At 65.1% G+C, this 18,050-nt stretch carries 16 protein-coding genes; 8 read left to right on the top strand and 8 right to left on the bottom strand.

Features of this window, described 5'->3' with window-relative positions; all coding sequences use genetic code 11:
• Positions 1 to 16: 16 nt before the first annotated feature.
• The 6 genes from ppc to SFA35_RS06545 all read left to right on the top strand — a co-directional run bounded on the left by ppc (position 17) and on the right by SFA35_RS06545 (position 6,447).
• Complete coding sequence (gene ppc, locus SFA35_RS06520; protein ID WP_320576408.1) at positions 17 to 2,677, top strand: phosphoenolpyruvate carboxylase; 2,661 nt, start codon at positions 17 to 19, stop codon at positions 2,675 to 2,677.
• A gap of 291 nt (positions 2,678 to 2,968) precedes the next feature.
• Positions 2,969 to 3,616: an adenylate kinase gene (adk, locus tag SFA35_RS06525; RefSeq protein ID WP_320576411.1), complete on the top strand. Its 648-nt coding sequence runs from the start codon at positions 2,969 to 2,971 to the stop codon at positions 3,614 to 3,616.
• Between the two features lie 81 nt (positions 3,617 to 3,697).
• On the top strand, positions 3,698 to 4,375 hold the full coding sequence (gene tsaB / locus SFA35_RS06530; RefSeq protein ID WP_320576413.1) for a tRNA (adenosine(37)-N6)-threonylcarbamoyltransferase complex dimerization subunit type 1 TsaB: 678 nt from the start codon (positions 3,698 to 3,700) through the stop codon (positions 4,373 to 4,375).
• 184 nt (positions 4,376 to 4,559) lie between these two features.
• A complete protein-coding gene (locus SFA35_RS06535) occupies positions 4,560 to 4,859 on the top strand; it encodes a hypothetical protein (RefSeq protein WP_320576415.1) in 300 nt (99 codons plus the stop codon).
• Between the two features lie 17 nt (positions 4,860 to 4,876).
• Positions 4,877 to 5,743 carry a DUF72 domain-containing protein gene (locus SFA35_RS06540; RefSeq protein WP_320576416.1) on the top strand — a complete coding sequence of 289 codons (867 nt, stop codon included), beginning with the start codon at positions 4,877 to 4,879 and terminating at the stop codon, positions 5,741 to 5,743.
• Between the two features lie 23 nt (positions 5,744 to 5,766).
• Positions 5,767 to 6,447, top strand: a complete 681-nt coding sequence (locus tag SFA35_RS06545; protein ID WP_320576419.1) for an extensin family protein — start codon at positions 5,767 to 5,769, stop codon at positions 6,445 to 6,447.
• Positions 6,448 to 6,454: 7 nt separating this feature from the next.
• On the opposite strand, the gene SFA35_RS06550 is transcribed toward SFA35_RS06545, so the two are convergent.
• A complete protein-coding gene (locus SFA35_RS06550) occupies positions 6,455 to 7,072 on the bottom strand; it encodes an energy transducer TonB (protein ID WP_320576422.1) in 618 nt (205 codons plus the stop codon).
• Positions 7,073 to 7,170: 98 nt separating this feature from the next.
• On the opposite strand from SFA35_RS06550, the gene SFA35_RS06555 reads away from it, so the two are divergent.
• On the top strand, positions 7,171 to 7,950 hold the full coding sequence (locus SFA35_RS06555) for a class I SAM-dependent methyltransferase (RefSeq protein ID WP_320576424.1): 780 nt from the start codon (positions 7,171 to 7,173) through the stop codon (positions 7,948 to 7,950).
• A 13-nt stretch (positions 7,951 to 7,963) separates the two neighbouring features.
• Here SFA35_RS06555 and SFA35_RS06560 read toward each other — a convergent pair whose 3' ends face one another.
• The 6 genes from SFA35_RS06560 to dapE form a co-directional block, all read right to left on the bottom strand.
• The gene (locus tag SFA35_RS06560; protein ID WP_414058501.1) at positions 7,964 to 8,653 is read right to left on the bottom strand and encodes a DUF4197 domain-containing protein; all 690 of its coding nucleotides are present in this window, start codon (positions 8,651 to 8,653) and stop codon (positions 7,964 to 7,966) included.
• A 30-nt stretch (positions 8,654 to 8,683) separates the two neighbouring features.
• Positions 8,684 to 9,076, bottom strand: a complete 393-nt coding sequence (locus SFA35_RS06565) for a YbaY family lipoprotein (protein ID WP_320576426.1) — start codon at positions 9,074 to 9,076, stop codon at positions 8,684 to 8,686.
• Positions 9,077 to 9,166: 90 nt separating this feature from the next.
• Positions 9,167 to 11,650, bottom strand: a complete 2,484-nt coding sequence (gene plsB, locus SFA35_RS06570) for a glycerol-3-phosphate 1-O-acyltransferase PlsB (RefSeq protein ID WP_320576429.1) — start codon at positions 11,648 to 11,650, stop codon at positions 9,167 to 9,169.
• The gene (locus SFA35_RS06575) at positions 11,650 to 12,027 is read right to left on the bottom strand and encodes a hypothetical protein (RefSeq protein ID WP_320576431.1); all 378 of its coding nucleotides are present in this window, start codon (positions 12,025 to 12,027) and stop codon (positions 11,650 to 11,652) included. Before SFA35_RS06575 ends, plsB begins: the two co-directional genes overlap by 1 nt.
• 8 nt (positions 12,028 to 12,035) lie before the next feature.
• Positions 12,036 to 12,854: a putative RNA methyltransferase gene (locus tag SFA35_RS06580; RefSeq protein WP_320576433.1), complete on the bottom strand. Its 819-nt coding sequence runs from the start codon at positions 12,852 to 12,854 to the stop codon at positions 12,036 to 12,038.
• Positions 12,854 to 14,005, bottom strand: coding sequence for a succinyl-diaminopimelate desuccinylase (gene dapE, locus SFA35_RS06585; protein WP_320576435.1), 1,152 nt, complete (start codon positions 14,003 to 14,005; stop codon positions 12,854 to 12,856). Before dapE ends, SFA35_RS06580 begins: the two co-directional genes overlap by 1 nt.
• Before the next feature lie 243 nt (positions 14,006 to 14,248).
• Between dapE and SFA35_RS06590 the strand changes: the two genes are divergently transcribed.
• Entirely contained in the window at positions 14,249 to 15,394 is a 1,146-nt protein-coding gene (locus tag SFA35_RS06590) for a hypothetical protein (RefSeq protein ID WP_320576438.1), read from the top strand.
• 57 nt (positions 15,395 to 15,451) lie between these two features.
• Here SFA35_RS06590 and SFA35_RS06595 read toward each other — a convergent pair whose 3' ends face one another.
• The gene (locus SFA35_RS06595) at positions 15,452 to 18,046 is read right to left on the bottom strand and encodes a glycosyltransferase (RefSeq protein ID WP_320576439.1); all 2,595 of its coding nucleotides are present in this window, start codon (positions 18,044 to 18,046) and stop codon (positions 15,452 to 15,454) included.
• Between the last annotated feature and the right edge of the window lie 4 nt (positions 18,047 to 18,050).

Below are 18,050 nucleotides of genomic sequence, written 5' to 3' on the forward strand. Positions count from 1 at the left end.
ATCAGGGAGAAAGCCGATGAGTGATATCGACGCGCGCTTGCGCGAGGACGTCCACTTGCTGGGCGAATTGTTGGGCCAGACCGTGCGCGAGCAGTACGGCGATGCGTTTCTCGAAAAGATCGAGGGCATCCGCCGCAGTGCCAAGGCCGATCGCGGCGCCCAGCCGCGCGGTTCGTTGTTCGATGGCGAGGGTTCTGTCGAGCGCTTGAGTTCCAGCCTCGACGCGTTGGGTGAGGACGATCTGCTGCCGGTGGCACGGGCGTTCAACCAGTTTCTCAACCTGGCCAACATCTGCGAGCAATACCAGCTGATCCGCCGTCGCGACGAAAGCCAGGGCCAGCCGTTCGAAGCCACGGTGCTGCCCGAGTTGCTCGAACGCCTCAAGCAGGCTGGCCACAGCGCCGAGTCCCTGGCGCGCCAGGTGGGCCGGCTGGACATCGAGCTGGTGCTCACCGCGCACCCCACCGAAGTGGCCCGGCGTACCCTGATCCAGAAGTACGACGCCATTGCCGCGCAACTGGCCCTGCAGGACCATCGCGACCTGATCCCGGCCGAGCGCGAGCAGATCAAGCAGCGCCTGCACCGGCTGATCGCCGAGGCCTGGCATACCGAAGAAATCCGTCGCGTACGACCCACTCCGGTGGACGAGGCGAAGTGGGGCTTCGCGGTGATCGAGAACTCCCTGTGGCACGCCGTCCCCAGCCATTTGCGCAAGGTTGACCAGGCGCTGCACGCCGCCACCGGCCTGCGCCTGCCGCTGGAGGCGGCGCCGGTGCGCTTCGCTTCGTGGATGGGCGGCGATCGCGACGGCAACCCCAATGTCACCGCGGCGGTGACCCGCGAGGTGCTGCTGCTGGCGCGCTGGATGGCCGCCGACCTTTTTCTCGGCGACGTCGACCACCTGGCCAGCGAGCTGTCGATGCAGGAAGCCAGCCCGGCGCTGCGGGCCAAGGTTGGTGACAGCGCCGAGCCCTATCGCACGCTGCTCAAACAGCTGCGCGAGCGCCTGCGCGCCACCCGCAACTGGGCCCAGGCTTCGCTGCAGGTCACGCAGCCCGCAGGGGAGGAAGTGCTGCACCACAACCGCGAGCTGCTCGAGCCGCTGCAACTGTGCTTCCAGTCGCTGCACGAATGCGGCATGGGCGTGATCGCCGACGGCCCGCTGCTCGACTGCCTGCGCCGCGCGGTGACCTTCGGCCTGTTCCTGGTGCGCCTGGACGTGCGCCAGGATTCCACCCGGCATCGCTCGGCCATGACCGAAATCACCGATTACCTGGGCCTGGGCCGTTTCGAGGACTGGGACGAGTCGGCGCGCATCGAATTTCTGCTGCGCGAGCTGAACAACCGCCGGCCGTTGCTGCCGGCTCATTACAGCCCATCGGCCGACACCGCCGAGGTGCTGGCCACCTGCCGTGAAATCGCGGCAGCGCCGGCGGCATCGCTCGGCTCCTACGTGATCTCCATGGCCGGCTCCGCCTCGGACGTGCTGGCGGTGCAACTGCTGCTCAAGGAAGCCGGAGTGTTGCGGCCAATGCGCGTGGTGCCGCTGTTCGAAACCCTCGCCGATCTCGACAACGCCGGCCCGGTAATCGAACACCTGCTGCAGCTGCCCGGCTACCGCACGCGCCTGCACGGCCCGCAGGAGGTGATGATCGGCTACTCCGATTCGGCCAAGGACGCCGGCACCACCGCGGCCGCCTGGGCGCAGTACCGCGCCCAGGAAACCCTGGTGGACATCTGCCGCAGCCAGGACGTCGAACTGCTGCTGTTCCACGGCCGCGGTGGCACCGTCGGGCGCGGCGGCGGCCCGGCCCACGCGGCGATTCTGTCGCAACCACCGGGGTCGGTGGCGGGGCGGTTCCGTACCACCGAGCAGGGCGAGATGATCCGCTTCAAGTTCGGCCTGCCGGACATCGCCGAGCAGAACCTCAACCTGTACCTGGCCGCCGTGCTCGAAGCCACCTTGCTGCCGCCGCCCAGGCCTGAGCCGGCCTGGCGCCTGCTGATGGACGAACTTGCCGCCGACGGCGTCAAGGCCTACCGCAAGGTGGTCCGCGAGCACCCGCAGTTCGTCGAGTACTTCCGCCAGTCGACCCCCGAACAGGAGCTCGGTCGCCTGCCTCTGGGCAGCCGCCCGGCCAAGCGCCGCCAGGGCGGTATCGAAAGCCTGCGGGCCATCCCGTGGATCTTTGGCTGGACCCAGACGCGCCTGATGCTGCCAGCCTGGCTGGGCTGGGAAACCGCCCTGGGCAAGGCGCTGGAGCGCGGCGAGGGCGAACTGCTGGGGCAGATGCGCGAACACTGGCCGTTCTTCCGCACTCGCATCGACATGCTGGAGATGGTCCTGGCCAAGGCCGACAGCGACATCGCGCGGTTCTACGACCAGCGCCTGGTGGACGATTCGCTCAAGCCTCTGGGTGACGAGCTGCGCGACCTATTGTCGCAGGCCTGCCAGGTGGTGCTGGGCCTCACCGGCCAGACTCACCTGCTGGCGCACAGCCCGGTGACGCTGGAGTTCTTCCGCCTGCGCAATACCTACCTTGACCCCCTGCACCTGTTGCAGGCCGAGCTGCTGGCGCGCTCCCGGCAACGCGAAGCGGCGCTCGACAGCCCGCTGGAACAGGCCTTGCTGGTGACCGTGGCCGGCATCGCGGCGGGCTTGCGCAACACCGGCTGAGGGCGTGCCGCAGTGCCCGCCGCTGACCCTGACCCAGCCGTCAGTCAGTGGCCGGCGCGTGCGGGTGCAACCCTGATCGGGTTGCACCCGGGGGTGCTGCCGCAGGGCGCGGCCATAGGCCACAGGTGGTTGCGACTTTAGCCGTCTTGTGTGGCCAGAGCGCGCTGTGTATCTTGATCAGCCTTTGGCCGTTTTTCGCGGCCGCGAATACATTTTTGGGAAGGGTGTCAGGCAGTTACAGCGTCTGGCACAGTTTCAACGGTTTTCTATAAAAAATTGAGGAGCACATCGATGCGCGTGATTCTGCTGGGAGCTCCCGGGGCCGGTAAAGGTACTCAGGCAAGTTTCATCACCACGAAATTCGGTATTCCGCAAATTTCCACTGGCGACATGCTGCGTGCAGCAGTCAAGGCCGGCACCGAGCTGGGCCTGGTCGCCAAAGGCGTGATGGACAGCGGTGGCCTGGTGTCCGATGACCTGATCATTGCCCTGGTCAAGGAGCGGATCGCGCAGCCCGATTGTGCCAAGGGTTTCCTGTTCGACGGTTTCCCACGCACCATTCCCCAGGCCGAAGCCTTGGTCAGCGCCGGGGTGGAGCTGGACTTCGTGGTGGAAATCGCCGTGGCCGACGAGGAGATCGTCAAGCGTATCGCCGGTCGCCGGGTGCACGAGGCCTCCGGTCGCGTCTACCACACCGAGTTCAACCCGCCAAAAACTGCGGGCAAGGACGACCTGACCGGGGAAGACCTGGTGCAGCGCAAGGACGACACCGAAGAAACCGTGCGTCACCGCCTGTCGGTCTACCACTCGCAGACCGAGCCGCTGGTCAAGTTCTACCAGGAACTGTCGGCCAGGCAGGGCAAGCCCAGGTTCAGCCACATCGAAGGTGTCGGCAGTGTCGAAGACATCACCGCCAAGGTGCAGGCTGCCCTGAGCTGAGTGTGAAAGCTTGAGTCGACGGCCCGCTTGCGGGCCGTTGGCGTTTATAATGCCCCCTTTTTCTCGCTGATGGATCTGTAGATGACCACCTTGCTGGCCCTGGACACCGCCACCGAAGCTTGCTCCGTGGCCTTGCTGCATGACGGCAAGGTACTGAGCCACTATGAGGTGATCCCGCGGCTGCACGCGCAGAAGTTGCTGCCAATGATCCAGCAATTGCTGGGCGAGGCGGGGATTGCATTGTCGGCGGTGGACGCCATCGCCTTCGGCCGCGGCCCTGGAGCGTTCACCGGCGTGCGCATCGCCATCGGCGTGGTCCAGGGCCTGGCGTTCGCCCTCGAGCGGCCGGTGCTGGCGGTGTCCAACCTGGCCCTGCTGGCCCAGCGCGCCTGGCGCGAGCACGGCGCCGCGCAGGTGGCCGCTGCCATCGACGCGCGCATGGATGAAGTGTACTGGGGCTGCTACCGCGAGCAGGCGGGCGAGATGCGACTGGTCGGCGAAGAAGCCGTGCTGGCGCCACCAGCGGTGGCCTTGCCTGACGATGCGACCGGTCAATGGTTCGGTGCCGGCACCGGCTGGGGCTATGCTGAACGTCTGGCAGTGCAGCCGTCGGCGGTGGATGCCAGCCTGCTACCCCATGCCCTCGACCTGCTGACCCTTGGCCAGTTCGCCTGGGAGCGCGGCGAAGGGGTGGCGGCAGATTTCGCTCAACCGGTCTATCTGCGGGACAAGGTTGCCGTGGCAAAAGCGCAGAAATAACCGCCATTTTTGACGTATCTTCGTTATATAGCCGCAACTGCCGAAAAAAAAACCGGTGATTCATCGGCTCGATGTGACCTGCGGCAAACCTTTTGCAATACTTGCGGTCTAGTTATCAATCGGGTAATTGCGTCGCGTGCTACCGCGACGCTAGATTGCCATCACTGATACCGAGACGTAGCTGATGCGCATAGACGGCCTGTCCACTTCTTCGTACCCCATCAAGCGCAAGCCTCGCAAGGCGGCTGCGCGGGTGGAAGACGATATCGAAGATGGCGAAGTGGTCTTCGAAGGCATGGGCGAGATCGTCCGACCGCGCTCCGGCGGGGGTGGCAACGTTACCAATCTGCCGGCCCGTCAGCAGGATCTGTTGTTCCAGCGCGCCATGAGCCGCACCGCCGCCCACGCCTTGGCCAGCTACATGACCACCTCGAGCTTCGTCGATTGGGACATGGAAGTGCTGGGGCTGGACGTGCACATCTAAGGGGTACGCAGCTGAGCGTGCCACCATCGCCTGGACTTCCCTATTTCATTGGCTGCCCGTCGTGGAGCGAAAGCGCCTGGCGCGGATCGCTGTACCCGGCCGATGCGGGTTCCGGCGAGTTTCTCGAACTGTACTGCCGGGTCTTCAACGCCGTTGAAGGCAATACCACGTTCTACGCGCGGCCGTCGCCCGCCGTGGTCGAGCGTTGGGCGCAGGCGTTCCCCAGGCACTTTCGTTTCACCGCTAAATTTCCCCGGGAAATCAGCCATGGTGGCGATCTGAGCCAGCAGCTGGCAGCCGCCGAGACCTTTGCCGCGCTGCTCGCGCCCCTGGGGAGCCGGGTGGCGCCGTTCTGGTTGCAGCTGCCAGCATCCTTCGGCCCGCAGCGCTTGAACGAATTGCAGTCCTTTATCGAGGGCTGGCAGCGCCCCTTGGCAATCGAAGTTCGCCACCCGGCCTTTTTCGCCCGAGGCGAAGAGGAGCGCCAACTCAACCGGCTGCTGCTGGCCCACGGGGTGGAGCGCATTTGTCTGGATTCACGGCCATTGTTCAGCTGTGTGAGCACTGACCCGGCTGTGCTGCATGCGCAATCGAAGAAGCCGCGCGTGCCGCCTCGGCCCACGGCCTTCAGCCAGGCGCCCCAAGTGCGTTTCATCGGCGGTCCCGACCTGGCAGCCAACGACCACTACCTCGGCCAATGGCTGGACAAGGTGGCCGGTTGGATAGAGCAGGGGCGCACGCCCTATGTGTTCCTGCACACTCCGGACAACCACCTGGCGGCAGCCCAGGCGCGGCGCTTTCACGAACAGCTGATGCAACGCCTGCCGGGGCTGGCGGCGTTGCCGCAGATCGACCTGGCGGTGCAGCAGCTGGATCTGCTCTAGCGGCTTGAGGGGAGCGCATGCCCATGGGCAAATGGCTGGCGTTGGCGATATTGACGATGTTGGCGCTGGCACTGTGGCAGGGCTGGCTCAGGCCGCCGCCCGCCTGGAATCCCTGGTCGCCGCTGGATTTGCGGGAACCGGCGAACGCCCTGACCCGCTGGAAGCTGGCACGGCTGCGCCACCAGCCCCAGCTGTGCGCTGCGGCGCTGGCCACGTCGACCTTGAAATATCATGCCCAGGCCGACACCCCGGGGCCTTGCCCCTTGAGCGATGTAGTGCGGGTGAGTGGTGGTGAGCAGGCCCTGAGCAGCAGCTTCATCGCCAGTTGCCCGATGGCGGTGGCGTTCGCCCTGTTCAGCCAGAACGCCGTACAGCCGGCGGCGCAGCGGGTGTTCGGCCAGGCGGTTGCGCGCATCGATCACCTCGGCAGTTTTGCCTGCCGCAATATTTATGGGCGCGTTGACGCCCGGCGCAGCCTGCACGCGAGCGCCAATGCCATCGACATCGCCGGTTTTCGCATGGCTGATGGTCGGCAGATCTCGGTGTTGCACGATTGGGGGCAGGACACGCCCGCCGGGCGCTTCCTGCGCGAGGTGCGCGACGGCGCCTGTGACAGTTTCGGCACGGTGCTGGGGCCGGACTACAATGCCGCCCATCGCAATCATCTGCACATGGATACGGCAGGCTGGGCACTGTGCCGATAAACCCGCTTCAGGCAGCGATGCGGATGTTCTGCAGCACCACGGGCGCGGCCCAGTGATGGTCGAAGTCCAGGTCGGTTTGCTGGCGGGCCAGGGTCTGGCTGTCGAAAGGCTCTGCGGGCTTGTCGGCAAGGTCCCATTCGAACTCGGCGATCGGCAGGTTGAGCGGGCGCGGGCGCGGCGCAGGGCCAGGTTCCGGCAATGGCTGGCCGGCGTTCAAGACGATGGGGCGCACCCAGCCGCTTTCGAAGTCGAGCTGCTTCTGCTGCGCGACGAGCTCTTCGCTGGAAAATGGCGGGGCGGCCTTCTCGAGCAGTTCGGTGTCGAACTCGGCGATCGGCAGGAACAGTGGCTCGGCGGGCTTGACCTCGGTACCCTTGACGTCGCACAGACGCTGCGCATTGATCTGCGCCAGCCAGTCGCTGCCGGCGGTAGGCTCGGCGGCGGGATCGGTGACGGCAGGGGTGGCAGCAGCGTCAGTGCTGGTCTCACCGTGCTGCTCTTGCATCGCGCGGGCGAAAAAATCCTGCCACAGGTGGCTGACGCCGCCCAGGGCCTGGGTATTTTTCAGGGCATAGTCGCCTACAGGCGAGATATAACCGAGCGATGTAGGTTGCAGGTTTGACATGGCGGTCGCTGCGAGCAGGTGGAAGGTCAATGTCCGGATACCTGGCTTATCGGCGAGTGCGGCAATTCTTTTAATTTTTTTTGTATGGGATTTGACCGGTGGAGTACCAGGCGCACAGTCGTATAGAAGTTCAGGCGCTCGGCCTGGGCAACCAGCCAGCGGCCCAGGCCTGGGCGCAGCGCCTGGGGCTGGCCTTGCAGGTGGACAACGCCGAGTTTGCCTTGCAGGCCACCGACCAGGGCCTGCAGCTGCAGCAGCTGGGCGACGATGCGCCGGGGCCGGTACGAGTTGACTTTCTCGAGGGCGGCGCAGCGCACCGCCGTCTGTTCGGTGGCGGCAGCGGGCAGATGATCGCCAAGGCCGTGGGCTTGCAGCCGGGGGTCAGGCCGCGAGTGCTGGATGCGACGGCCGGGCTGGGCAAGGACGCATTCGTGCTGGCCACGCTGGGTTGCCAGGTCAGCCTGATCGAACGCCAGCCGATCATCGCCGCGCTGCTCGAGGATGGCCTGCGGCGCGCCGCAGGTGACCCGCAAGTGGCGCTGATCATGCAGCGCATGCGCCTGCTGGCAGGCAATTCCATCGAACTGCTGGGCAACTGGAGCGACGAGCCGCCGCAGGTGATCTACCTGGACCCGATGTTCCCCCACCGCGAAAAGAGCGCGCTGGTGAAAAAGGAAATGCGCCTGTTCCGCCCCCTGGTCGGCGACGATCTCGACGCCCCGGCCCTGCTGGCCGCCGCGCTGGCCCTGGCCAGCCACAGGGTGGTGGTCAAGCGCCCGCGCAAGGCTCCCTGCATCGAGGGCGCCAAGCCCTCACATACGCTGGAAGGCAAATCGAGCCGCTACGATATCTATGCGAAGAAGGCGCTCAAGGGCTGAACGCCTGGGCGCATCACAACGCGCCAAACACCTGCTTGGCCAGGCTGGTGGCGGCTGCCGCCGGGTTGGCGCGGATGGTTTCTTCCTGTTTGGCGATCATCTTGAACAGGCCGTCCAGGGCTTTTTCGGTCACGTAGCCCTCGACGTTGGCGTCCTTGCTGTCGACCACGCCCAGGCTCGCGGCCTGGCCGGCGAAGTTGTTGTACTTCTGCGCCACGCCGACCTTGTCGGTGGCCTGTTTGACGATCGGCAGGAATTTCGCGCGAATCTGCTCGCGGCTGGTCTTGCTCAGGTACTCGGTGGCCGAGTCCTTGCCACCGGTGAGGATGCCCTTGGCATCGCTGAGGGTCATTTTCTTCACGGCGTCCACCAGCAGCGCCTGGGCCTGCGGCATGGCCGCTTCTGCCGCCTGGTTCATGCTGGTTTCCAGGGCCTGCACCTGCGCGCCCATGCCCAGTTTCTCCATGGTCTTGGCCACCTTGCCCAGCTTGCCCGGCAGTTCGATGCGCACCTCGGGGTTGTTGCTGAAGCCGCCCGGCACGCCCAGCTGCTGCACCGCCACCTGGGCGCCTTGGGTGAGGGCGTCCTTGAGGCCGCCACCGGCCTGCTGTTGCGACAGGCTGGAGAGAGAGGCGGCCAGCACATTGGCAGACAACAGCAAACCGGCACACAGCCCGGTGACAAACAGGGAACGACGAATCATGAGTGAATCCTTGAGCAGTCAGAAGAACGGTTATTGCGCCAGGTCCACGCGGATGCGCAATGGCTGTGGGTCCTGACTGTTCAACTGTACGTCATGGCGCTCGGTGGTGACGAATAACAAATGCCCCTGCGCCTCGATTCGCGCACTCACGGCATAGCGATGGCCGGCTTTGACGTCGTTTCGGTTGTACTGCAGGTGGAAGGGGATCGGCACCTGGCCGGTGATCGGGCCGTCGTATTCGGCCAGGGCGATGGCCGGCGCGTCGGCCAGCGACACGTCCTGCAACTTGACGTTGAGGGTCGCCGAAGGCGGCAGGGCCAGGCGCTGCAGGTAGACGACTTCACCGTCGAGGCTGGCCTTGGGGGCGAACGTCGAGCAGCCGCCGAGGGTCAGCGCGCAGGCCAGGAGCAGGGTCTTATGCATGGGAGGTACCACCGAAGCGTGAGGGATACCTCTGAGGCTAGCGCATTTTCCTGGAGGAATTTTCTGAAAGATGTGTGAGGGCGACGCGGGTTAAATGACCACCTCGGCTTCGTCCCCCCGGTGCAGCGCCACCTGACGGATCGACAGCCTGATCTCCGCTGGCAGCACGCGCTTGGCCGCGCCTTCGGCCAGTTCGCCCAAGGCTGGGTGATAGCCCAGTCTGCCGTCCTCGTTGCGCCGCAGCACGCCTTGTTCGAGCAGGGTCTGGATGAAATGGCGGAACAGGCTCTTGTCGAAGAACTCCGGGGCGTTGAGGCCGTGCAGTATCGACAGGCGCTGGGCCATGACCACGCAGAGGTTCTCCAGGGCCTGGGCGTCGAGGCTGTCCTGGCCGCTGTTGAGCAGCAGCGAGGTGGCCATGTAGAAGCGCTGCAAGGTCTGCGCGATGGCCCGCGACAGCAGGGTCAGCAGCACGAAGTGCCGCGAACTCGGCGCCGGGCGCAGATACACGCCGTTGTCGTAGCGCAGCAGCCCCTGTTCGACCAGGGCCAGCAGCCACTGATCGACCACTTCGTCCAGCGCTTGCACCTCCCATCTCAGGAACAGCTCGGCTTGCAGGTAAGGGTAGAGCGCGCGGGTGTAGCGCAGGATCTGCTCGCGGCTCATGCGCGAGGTGCTCTGGAAGAAGCATGCCAGCAAGGATGGCAGGGCAAAGATGTGCAGCACGTTGTTGCGGTAGTAGGTCATCAGCACCGCGTGCTGCTCGTCCAGGTAGAGGATCCGCCCCAGGGCATCGCTCTGCTCGCTGAGCAGGTTCATGCCCAGCACGTGGTCGATCAGCGCCTTGCCGTCACCTTCGGGCAAGGTGGTGTGCGGCGAGTAGGGTACCTGGCGCAGCAGGCCCAGGTAGAGGTCCAGCACGCGGGTCAGGGCGCGCTCGTCCAGGGCCAGCCTGCTGGTGGCCAGCAGCGCTGTGGCCACCAGGTTGACCGGGTTGATCGCCGCCGCCTCGTTGATGCGCCGGGCCACGCTCAGGCCTAGTTGCTGGGTGGCCGCGTTCAGCCAGGCCGGCTTGAAGTCGGCGGCCTGAGGCTGGTCGCGCCAGCCCGGCTGTTGGCCGTCGAGGAACTGCGCCAGGCGAATCGGTTCGCCGAAGTTGACCGCCACCTGGCCGAAGCGCTGCTTGAGCGCGCCGAAGACCTTGAAGATGTCGAAGATCGATTCCTTCTTCTTGCTTGCGCCGCGCAACTCGCCCAGGTAGGTGCGGCCCTCCAGCACGCGCTCATAGCCAATGTACACCGGCACGAACACCACGGGCATGCCTGACGAGCGCAGAAAGCTGCGCACGGTGATCGCCAGCATGCCGGTCTTGGGCTGCAGCATGCGCCCGGTCCGCGAGCGGCCGCCCTCGACGAAATACTCCACCGGGAAGCCCTTGCTGAACAAGGTGTGCAGGTACTCGTTGAACACCGCCGTGTACAGCGGGTTGCCTTTGAAGGTACGGCGCATGAAGAACGCGCCGCCGCGACGCAGCAGGCTGCCGATTACCGGCATGTTGAGGTTGATCCCGGCGGCGATGTGCGGCGGGGTCAGGCCGTTGCGAAACAGCAGGTAGCTGAGCAGCAGGTAGTCGATATGGCTGCGGTGGCAGGGTACGTAGATGATTTCGTGGCCCTGGGCGACCTGCTGCACGCCCTCCAGGTTGTTGACCTTGATGCCGTCGTAGATCTTGTTCCAGAACCAGCTGAGCACCACTTCGAGGAAGCGGATCGCCGTGTAGGTGTAGTCCGAAGCGATCTCGTTGCCGTAGTGCAGGGCCTTGGCCTGAGCCTTTTCCACAGACACATTCTCGCGCTGGGCTTGGCTGGCGATCGCCTCGCGCACCTGCGGGGCGTGGACCAGGCCCTTGACCAGGTGGCGACGGTGCGAGATGTCCGGGCCGATGACGGCGGTCTTCAGGTGGCGAAAATGCACCCGCAGCAGGCGCTGGGTCATGCGCACGGTGCGCTCGTGGCCTTTGTTCTGCTGCACCAGCTCGCGCAGATGGATCGGTGCGGAGAACTGCACGCGGGTCTTGCGCCCCAGGATCAGGATGCTGACCAGCCGCCGCAGGCGCCCGGTGACGGCCCAGCTGTCGGCGAACAGCAGCTTCCACGGACTCGACTCGCTGGCCGGCGATTGACCCCAGAACACGCTCACCGGAATGATCTGGGCGTCCTGCGCGGCGTCTTCGCCGAGCACCGAGACCAGCCGCTCCAAGGCCGGCGGAGCACCGCGCTTGTCCTGGCGGCCTAGCCAGTCGGGGCCTGGGGTGAGGTAGAAGAACGCCGCCGGCTCCATCAGCCCGCCCACCGCCACGGGCAGCACCGGGCGCGGCAGGCCGGCCTTGCTGCACTCATGGTCGAGCACCGCCAGTTCGCTCAAGGATGGCGAGGGCAGGGCGTAGAACACCGGACGTCTGCGGTCCAGTTCCAGGTTGAACGAGGACTGATTGATGGTCTCGGAACGCACCCAAACGTACAGCAGGCGGCGCAGGCCGCCGAACAGCATGCGACGCAGCGGCGAGGGACCCATCAGGCGGTGCGCCAGGTGATCTCTTCTTCACCGTCGCTGCTGATACGAATCCAGCGGTCGGCGTTTTCTTCACCTTCTTCCTCGACCCAGCTGCCAGGGGCGCAACGCACCTCGACATTGAGCGCGGCGAAGGCGGCACGGGCGCAGGCGATGTCGTCTTCCCAGGGCGTCTGGTCGCTCTCCAGGTAAAGGCTGTTCCATTTGCCCACGGCCTTCGGCAGCCAGGTCACCGGTACGCCCCCGGCCACGCATTTGTACGTTTGGCCTTTCTGCTGCCATTCGCTGCACGGGCCCAGCACGGCGCCCAGCCAGGCGGTGATTGCCTTGTGGTCGACCTCGGCATCCTTCAGGTAAATCTCGATATCGGGTTGGCGCATGCGGGGGCTCACTTGACGTCGGACAGCAGAAAATAATCGTAGCGCATCGATACAGTGACCACGAAGGGTTTGGCCTGTTCGATGACGGCGGCGCGGCGTTCGGCGCTGGCGCGCCAGCCATGGGGGGTCATGGCCAGCAGGTGTGCGCGCGACTGCGGGTCGATCAGCTTGATCTTGTAGGTCAGGGTCTCGCTGTGGGCCAGGTGCATGCCGGGGGGCACCTGCAACAGATGCTTGTCGTCGACGTACTCGCGCACCTCGTCGTACAGCCGCTCGCGCAGCTCCATCAGGTGTTCGCGGGTCGGGCCGACGCGCATCAGTCCGCCGCCCGGGGCCAGCAGGCGCTTGGCTTCGGTCCAGTCCAGCGGGCTGAAGACGCTGGCGAGAAACTGGCAGCTGGCGTCGGGCAGCGGGATACGCGCCATGCTCGCCACCAGCCAGGTAACCTGGGGCGCGCGCTTGCACGCACGCTTGACCGCCTCGCGCGAGATGTCCAGGGCGTAGCCCTGCGCGCGCGGCAGCGCCTGGGCGATCTGCGCGGTGTAATAACCCTCGCCGCAGCCGATGTCCAGCCAGCGCTCGGGCTGGCGTTCGGCGGCCAGTTCGGCCAGGCGCTGCGCCACCGGGGCATAGTGGCCGGCATTGAGAAAGTCGCGGCGCGCTTGGACCATGGCCTGGTTGTCACCGGGGTCGCGGCTGTTCTTGTGTTGCACCGGCAGCAGGTTCAGATAGCCTTGGCGGGCACGATCGAAACGGTGGCCGGCAGCGCAGACCACGCCGTTTTCGGCGTTGGCCAGGGGAGTCAGGCACAGAGGGCAGGTGAGCATCAGGCGAGCAACTTGACCAGGGTCTGGTAGTAGATCTCGGTCAGCAGGTCCAGATCGCTGGCCAGGATGCGTTCGTTGACCTGGTGGATGGTTGCGTTGACCGGACCCAGTTCGACCACCTGGGTGCCCAGGGTGGCGATGAAACGGCCGTCGGAGGTGCCGCCGCTGGTCGAAGCCTGGGTCTCGCGGCCGGTCACCTGACGGATGCTTGCCGCCACGGCGTCGAGCAGGGCGCCGGGCTCGGTGAGGAACGGCAGGCCCGACAGGGCCCAGTCGACGTGCCAGTCCAGGCCATGCTTGTCGAGAATCGCGGCAACACGCTGCTGCAGCCCCTCGACCGTGGACTCGGTGGAGAAGCGGAAATTGAACAACGCGGTCAGGTCACCAGGAATGACATTGGTGGCGCCGGTGCCGCTGTTGAGGTTGGAGATCTGGAAGCTGGTCGGCGGGAAAAAGGCATTGCCCTCGTCCCAGTGCTCGGCGGCAAGCTCGGCCAGGGCCGGCGCGGCCAGGTGGATCGGGTTGGCGGCCAGGTGCGGATAGGCCACGTGACCTTGCTTGCCACGCACCGTCAGGGTGGCGCCAAGCGAGCCGCGGCGGCCGTTCTTGACCACGTCACCGACCAGCGTGGTGCTCGACGGCTCGCCGACGATGCACCAGTCCAGGCGCTCGTTGCGCGCCTTGAGGCGCTCGACCACGGCCTTGGTGCCATGGTGGGCCGGGCCTTCCTCGTCGCTGGTGATCAGAAAGGCCACTGCGCCCCGGTGATCCGGGTAGTCACCGACGAATTTCTCCGCCGCCACCAGCATCGCCGCCAGGCTGCCCTTCATGTCGGCGGCGCCGCGGCCATGCAGCATGCCCTCATCGTCGATCAGCGCCTCATAGGGCGCGATCTGCCAGTTCTGCACCGGGCCGGTGGGCACCACGTCGGTGTGCCCGGCGAAGCACAGCACCGGGCCGTCGGCGCGGCCGTGGCGGGCCCAGAAATTGTCGACGTCCTCGATGCGCATCGGCTCCAGGGTAAAGCCGGCGGCGCCCAGGCGCTGCATCATCAGCTTCTGGCAGTCGGCATCCAGCGGCGTCACCGAGGGACGGCGGATGAGGTCGCAGGCCAGTTGCAGGGTCGGCGAGAGATCGGCGGGGGCGGTCATGGTGATATTTCCAACGGGGGCCAGGAACAGACGTGGGCAAAGGGGCGATATGTTAAAGCAAAAGCGCGTCGAATGCGTTGCGCGGTTGGAATTCAGCTTGCTGGACAGGGCCGGCATCAACGCTTTTGAGGATCCCATCCTTGTAACATTTTGTACTTACATATCAATGAGTTATCTTGCTTTATGAACCGTTTATTTCTTCTATGGTGAGTGTTCTACCCACGAGCACTGGAGATCCATAGCATGCTGAAATTGCCCGCACAGCCTGGTGATGCCGACGAAGATTTTGGTCAGCGCGGTTCGCTGGCATTGAACAAAGGAGAGATCATTGATTTTCTGGTGGCGCAAGGCCCCTCGACGCTGGCCCTGGCCCGCTACCGTCAGCGCTACGTGATATGCCGGTTCAACCAACAGGGCGAGCTGGATACCTCCTTTGCCCACTCGGGCTATCTGGACGATACCTTCGATCCCGCAGGCCACTCGACCGTGTCTGCGCTGTTCGTCGATGAGCGGTCGGGCGTCATCAGCGTCTGCGGTCGAGTCCGCCTTGGGGGCGTATGGCAGTCGGCGATTGCACGCTACGATGCCGATGGCCACGCCCTGGCCGCCGCTGGGGGCTCTGGGCGCACCGTCTTCAGCTTTTACAGTCCCGAAACCGAGCATGCCGGGTTCGCCTCTTTTCTGCTGGCCGTGACCGACAGCGGGCAACCTGATACCTCTTTCAACGGCTCCGGGTCCCTGGAGTTGCGCCATCAGGGTGAGCCGCTGCAGATCCGCAGCTTGACTGTGCAAGCCGACGGCTATCTGATCACTGCCAGTCAGCCACGCGGCAATGGCGTGGCCAGTGCTCTGGTGGGCAAAGTCGGGCTCGACGGCACCTTGGACACCAGTTTTGGGCCGCAAGGCGATGGGTTTTGCAGCTGGTCGCCGCCCGGTGAGCTCTGTGCGTTCAGCAGTCTGGTGTCAGCCAGCGGTTTTCTGATCGCCATCGGCACGGCGGCGCGCAACGGTGAGCCGAATATCGTCAGCTGGTCGCTCACCGAGCAGGGTCGTCCGGTCACGCTGCAGCCGCAGGCTTTGGCCGCGCACCTTGCCTATCCCCAGGTCGCCACGGCCGTGTGCTTGCCCAGTGGCAAGCTGGTGGTCGCTGGCAGCAGTCAATACCCGGGCAGTTTCGAACGCGGCGGACTGCTGCTCGGGCTGACCAGTCAAGGGCTGCTGGATCCCGGTTTCGCCGACGATGGTGTGCTGCTCAGCGAGCCGTATCGCGAATACCTGGCGCTACTGCCCGACAGCAGAGGGGGAGTGCAGGTGGCGGGGCATCAGTTCGATCTCGATGATTTCGTATCGACGCCAACTGCCTGGCGGTATTGGGTGGCCGCCGAGTGAAGCCACCACCGGCCACGGAAGTGGCCGGTGGTTTTGATGCGCTTCAGCGTGGCCGGGTCAAACGTTCGGCACCGGCTCGTCCTGGGTCACCGATGGCTTGGGCAGTGACGACAGGAAGGCCATGACCAGTGCGGCCACGTAGGGCAGCGATTGCACCAGCAGCATCGCCACCCAGAACCGCATGTCATTGCTCGGCAGGCCCTGCACCAGGCAGATCCCCCCTGCTGCGCTCCACAGCAGCAGCATGATGAACAGTTCTTCCCTGGCTTCCGAGATGGCCACCAGCAGGCCGTGGCTGTCGGCGTTCTTCGGCGTGCGGAAGAATGGGATGCTGGTGGTGAAGAAGCCGTACAGCACCGCCTTGGCGATGGTGTGCGACAGCGCCAGGCCCGCCAGCGCAGCGCAGAAGGCATCCGTCAGGTTGACCCCCACTGCGCGGCGGTACAGGAAGATGATCTTGCCGACCTTGAAGAAGAACAGCGCCAACGGCGGGATGGCAAAGATCATCAGTGGCGGGTCGACCCGTTGCGGCACGATGATCATCGCCGCAGACCACAGCAGCGCGCCCACGGTGAAGAAGATGTTCATGCCGTCCGCAACCCAGGGCAGCCAACCCGCCAGGAAGTGGTAGCGCTGGCCGCGGGTCAGCTCGGTGCCCTTGCCGCGCAACAGTTGCGCGGTGTGGCGCTTGATGATCTGGATCGCGCCATAGGCCCAGCGGAAGCGCTGCTTCTTGAAGTCGATGAAGGTGTCGGGCATCAGGCCCTTGCCGTAGCTGTTGTGGTAGTACGCCGCGCTGAGGCCCTTCTCGAATACGCGCAGGCCCAGCTCGGCGTCTTCGCAGATGCACCAGTCGGCCCAGCCCAGCTCCTCGAGGACCGAGCGCCTGGTCATGGTCATGGTGCCGTGCTGGATGATCGCGTCACGGTCGTTGCGGGTGACCATGCCGATGTGGAAGAACCCCTTGTATTCCGAGTAGCAGAGTTTCTTGAACAGGCTCTGGTCCTGGTCGCGGTAGTCTTGCGGCGACTGCACCACGGCGATCTTCGGGTCGCTGAAGTGCGGCACCATGTGTTTCAGCCAGTTGCGGTCGACACAGTAGTCCGAGTCGATCACCGCGATCACTTCGGCGTCCTGGGCCGTGTGCGGAATCAGGTAGTTCAGCGCACCTCCCTTGAAGCCGGCCAGAGGGGCGACGTGGAAGAACTTGAAGCGCGGGCCGAGGGTCTCGCAGTAGTCGCGTACCGGCTCCCAGACTGCCGGGTCCTTGGTGTTGTTATCAATGATCAAGACCTCGAAATCCGGGTAGTCGAGGTTGGCCAGGGCGTTCAGGGTCTGCATGACCATCTCTGGCGGCTCGTTGTAGCAAGGTACGTGCACCGAGACTTTCGGCCGATAGGCCTGGTCGTCATGCACCGGCAGGAATTCGCGCCGGCGCTTGTGGGTCCAAACCGCCTCGGCCAGCTCGTGGGCTTCGGTCAGCAGGACGATGAACACGCCCATGGCGCCCAGCGCCAGCAACACGCCGACGGTCAAGCTGAACCAGGTACTGTACTGCTGACTGTAGTCATAGCCGATGTACACCAGCACCGAACCACAGAGAAAGGCGATAAACGTCAGGAAGGTGCGCCCGCGCTGACGCAGCGCCGAGCCATCGATCAGCAGCAGGGTCAGTGCCAACAGCGCCAGAACCACCGAGCCGACGGCCAGCACGCGCCATTGCTGGATCGCCACGACCGGGCCTTCGAGGTTGAATTTCTGCTGACGGGCAGCGTTGAACACGCCCCAGTACGCGCCCACCGAGCCTTCGTCGCTGGCTTTCCAGGGTTGGTCGTAGGCTTCGATGACGAAATAGTTGTAGCCGTTGCGGTTCAGTCGATTGACCAACGTGCGCAGGTAGATGGCCTGGTCGGCCTGGCTGGCGTCGGCTCCGCCGCGCATGTGGCCATTGCTCGGCCAGCCCACTTCGGATAGAAGCAGGGGTTTTTTCGGGAACTGGTGCTTGAGTTCGCGCGCCCGGTCGAGGACGAACTGCTGGGCCTTGTCCACCGGGATGTGCTCCCAGTACGGCAGGATGTGCGCAGCCACCAGGTCGACGTGCTTGGCCAGGGAGGGGTTGTCTTTCCAGATGTGCCATTGTTCCGAGGTGGTCACCGGCACCTTCACTGCAGCGCGGACCCGGTCCAGGTAGTCGCTCAGCGCCTGTACCGTGACTTCTTCACGGAACAGCGCCTCGTTGCCGACCACTACGCGCACCACGCTACGGGTGCTGTTGGCCAGCTGGATGGCGGTGGCGATTTCGCGCTCGTTGCGTTCCAGGTCCGGGCTGATCCAGATGCCCAGCGTCACCCGCAGGCCGAATTCCTCAGCCAGCTTGGGGATGTCAGCCTGGGTGCCGTCTACCGAGTAAATGCGGATATTGTCGGTAAACTTGCTCATCTGCTCCAGGTCCTGGCGGATTTCGTCATCCGTCGGGTACTGGTCTTTCTGCGGGTTCTGGCCCAGGCGAAAAGGCGAGTAGGAGAAGCCGGAAATGTGTTCAGGCCAGTTGGGTGCGGTGACGGGGCGATTGACCAACGCCCAGAAACCGGTGAACAACGCCGCGATCGCCACCACGACGACCAGGTTGATGCCAAATTTACGCGAGGACATAAGC

Source organism: Pseudomonas sp. HR96, from assembly GCF_034059295.1.
Taxonomy (GTDB): domain Bacteria; phylum Pseudomonadota; class Gammaproteobacteria; order Pseudomonadales; family Pseudomonadaceae; genus Aquipseudomonas.

What these genes read in the sequence shown, in the direction of transcription:
- tsaB (WP_320576413.1), top strand. Translation starts at nt 3,698, where the DNA reads ATGACCACCTTGCTGGCCCTGGACACCGCCACCGAAGCTTGCTCCGTG.
- adk (WP_320576411.1), top strand. Translation starts at nt 2,969, where the DNA reads ATGCGCGTGATTCTGCTGGGAGCTCCCGGGGCCGGTAAAGGTACTCAG.
- ppc (WP_320576408.1), top strand. Translation starts at nt 17, where the DNA reads ATGAGTGATATCGACGCGCGCTTGCGCGAGGACGTCCACTTGCTGGGC.
- SFA35_RS06560 (WP_414058501.1), bottom strand. Translation starts at nt 8,653, where the DNA reads ATGATTCGTCGTTCCCTGTTTGTCACCGGGCTGTGTGCCGGTTTGCTG.
- SFA35_RS06545 (WP_320576419.1), top strand. Translation starts at nt 5,767, where the DNA reads ATGGGCAAATGGCTGGCGTTGGCGATATTGACGATGTTGGCGCTGGCA.
- SFA35_RS06595 (WP_320576439.1), bottom strand. Translation starts at nt 18,046, where the DNA reads ATGTCCTCGCGTAAATTTGGCATCAACCTGGTCGTCGTGGTGGCGATC.
- SFA35_RS06590 (WP_320576438.1), top strand. Translation starts at nt 14,249, where the DNA reads ATGCTGAAATTGCCCGCACAGCCTGGTGATGCCGACGAAGATTTTGGT.
- SFA35_RS06575 (WP_320576431.1), bottom strand. Translation starts at nt 12,027, where the DNA reads ATGCGCCAACCCGATATCGAGATTTACCTGAAGGATGCCGAGGTCGAC.
- SFA35_RS06535 (WP_320576415.1), top strand. Translation starts at nt 4,560, where the DNA reads ATGCGCATAGACGGCCTGTCCACTTCTTCGTACCCCATCAAGCGCAAG.
- SFA35_RS06550 (WP_320576422.1), bottom strand. Translation starts at nt 7,072, where the DNA reads ATGTCAAACCTGCAACCTACATCGCTCGGTTATATCTCGCCTGTAGGC.
- SFA35_RS06565 (WP_320576426.1), bottom strand. Translation starts at nt 9,076, where the DNA reads ATGCATAAGACCCTGCTCCTGGCCTGCGCGCTGACCCTCGGCGGCTGC.
- SFA35_RS06580 (WP_320576433.1), bottom strand. Translation starts at nt 12,854, where the DNA reads ATGCTCACCTGCCCTCTGTGCCTGACTCCCCTGGCCAACGCCGAAAAC.
- dapE (WP_320576435.1), bottom strand. Translation starts at nt 14,005, where the DNA reads ATGACCGCCCCCGCCGATCTCTCGCCGACCCTGCAACTGGCCTGCGAC.
- plsB (WP_320576429.1), bottom strand. Translation starts at nt 11,650, where the DNA reads ATGGGTCCCTCGCCGCTGCGTCGCATGCTGTTCGGCGGCCTGCGCCGC.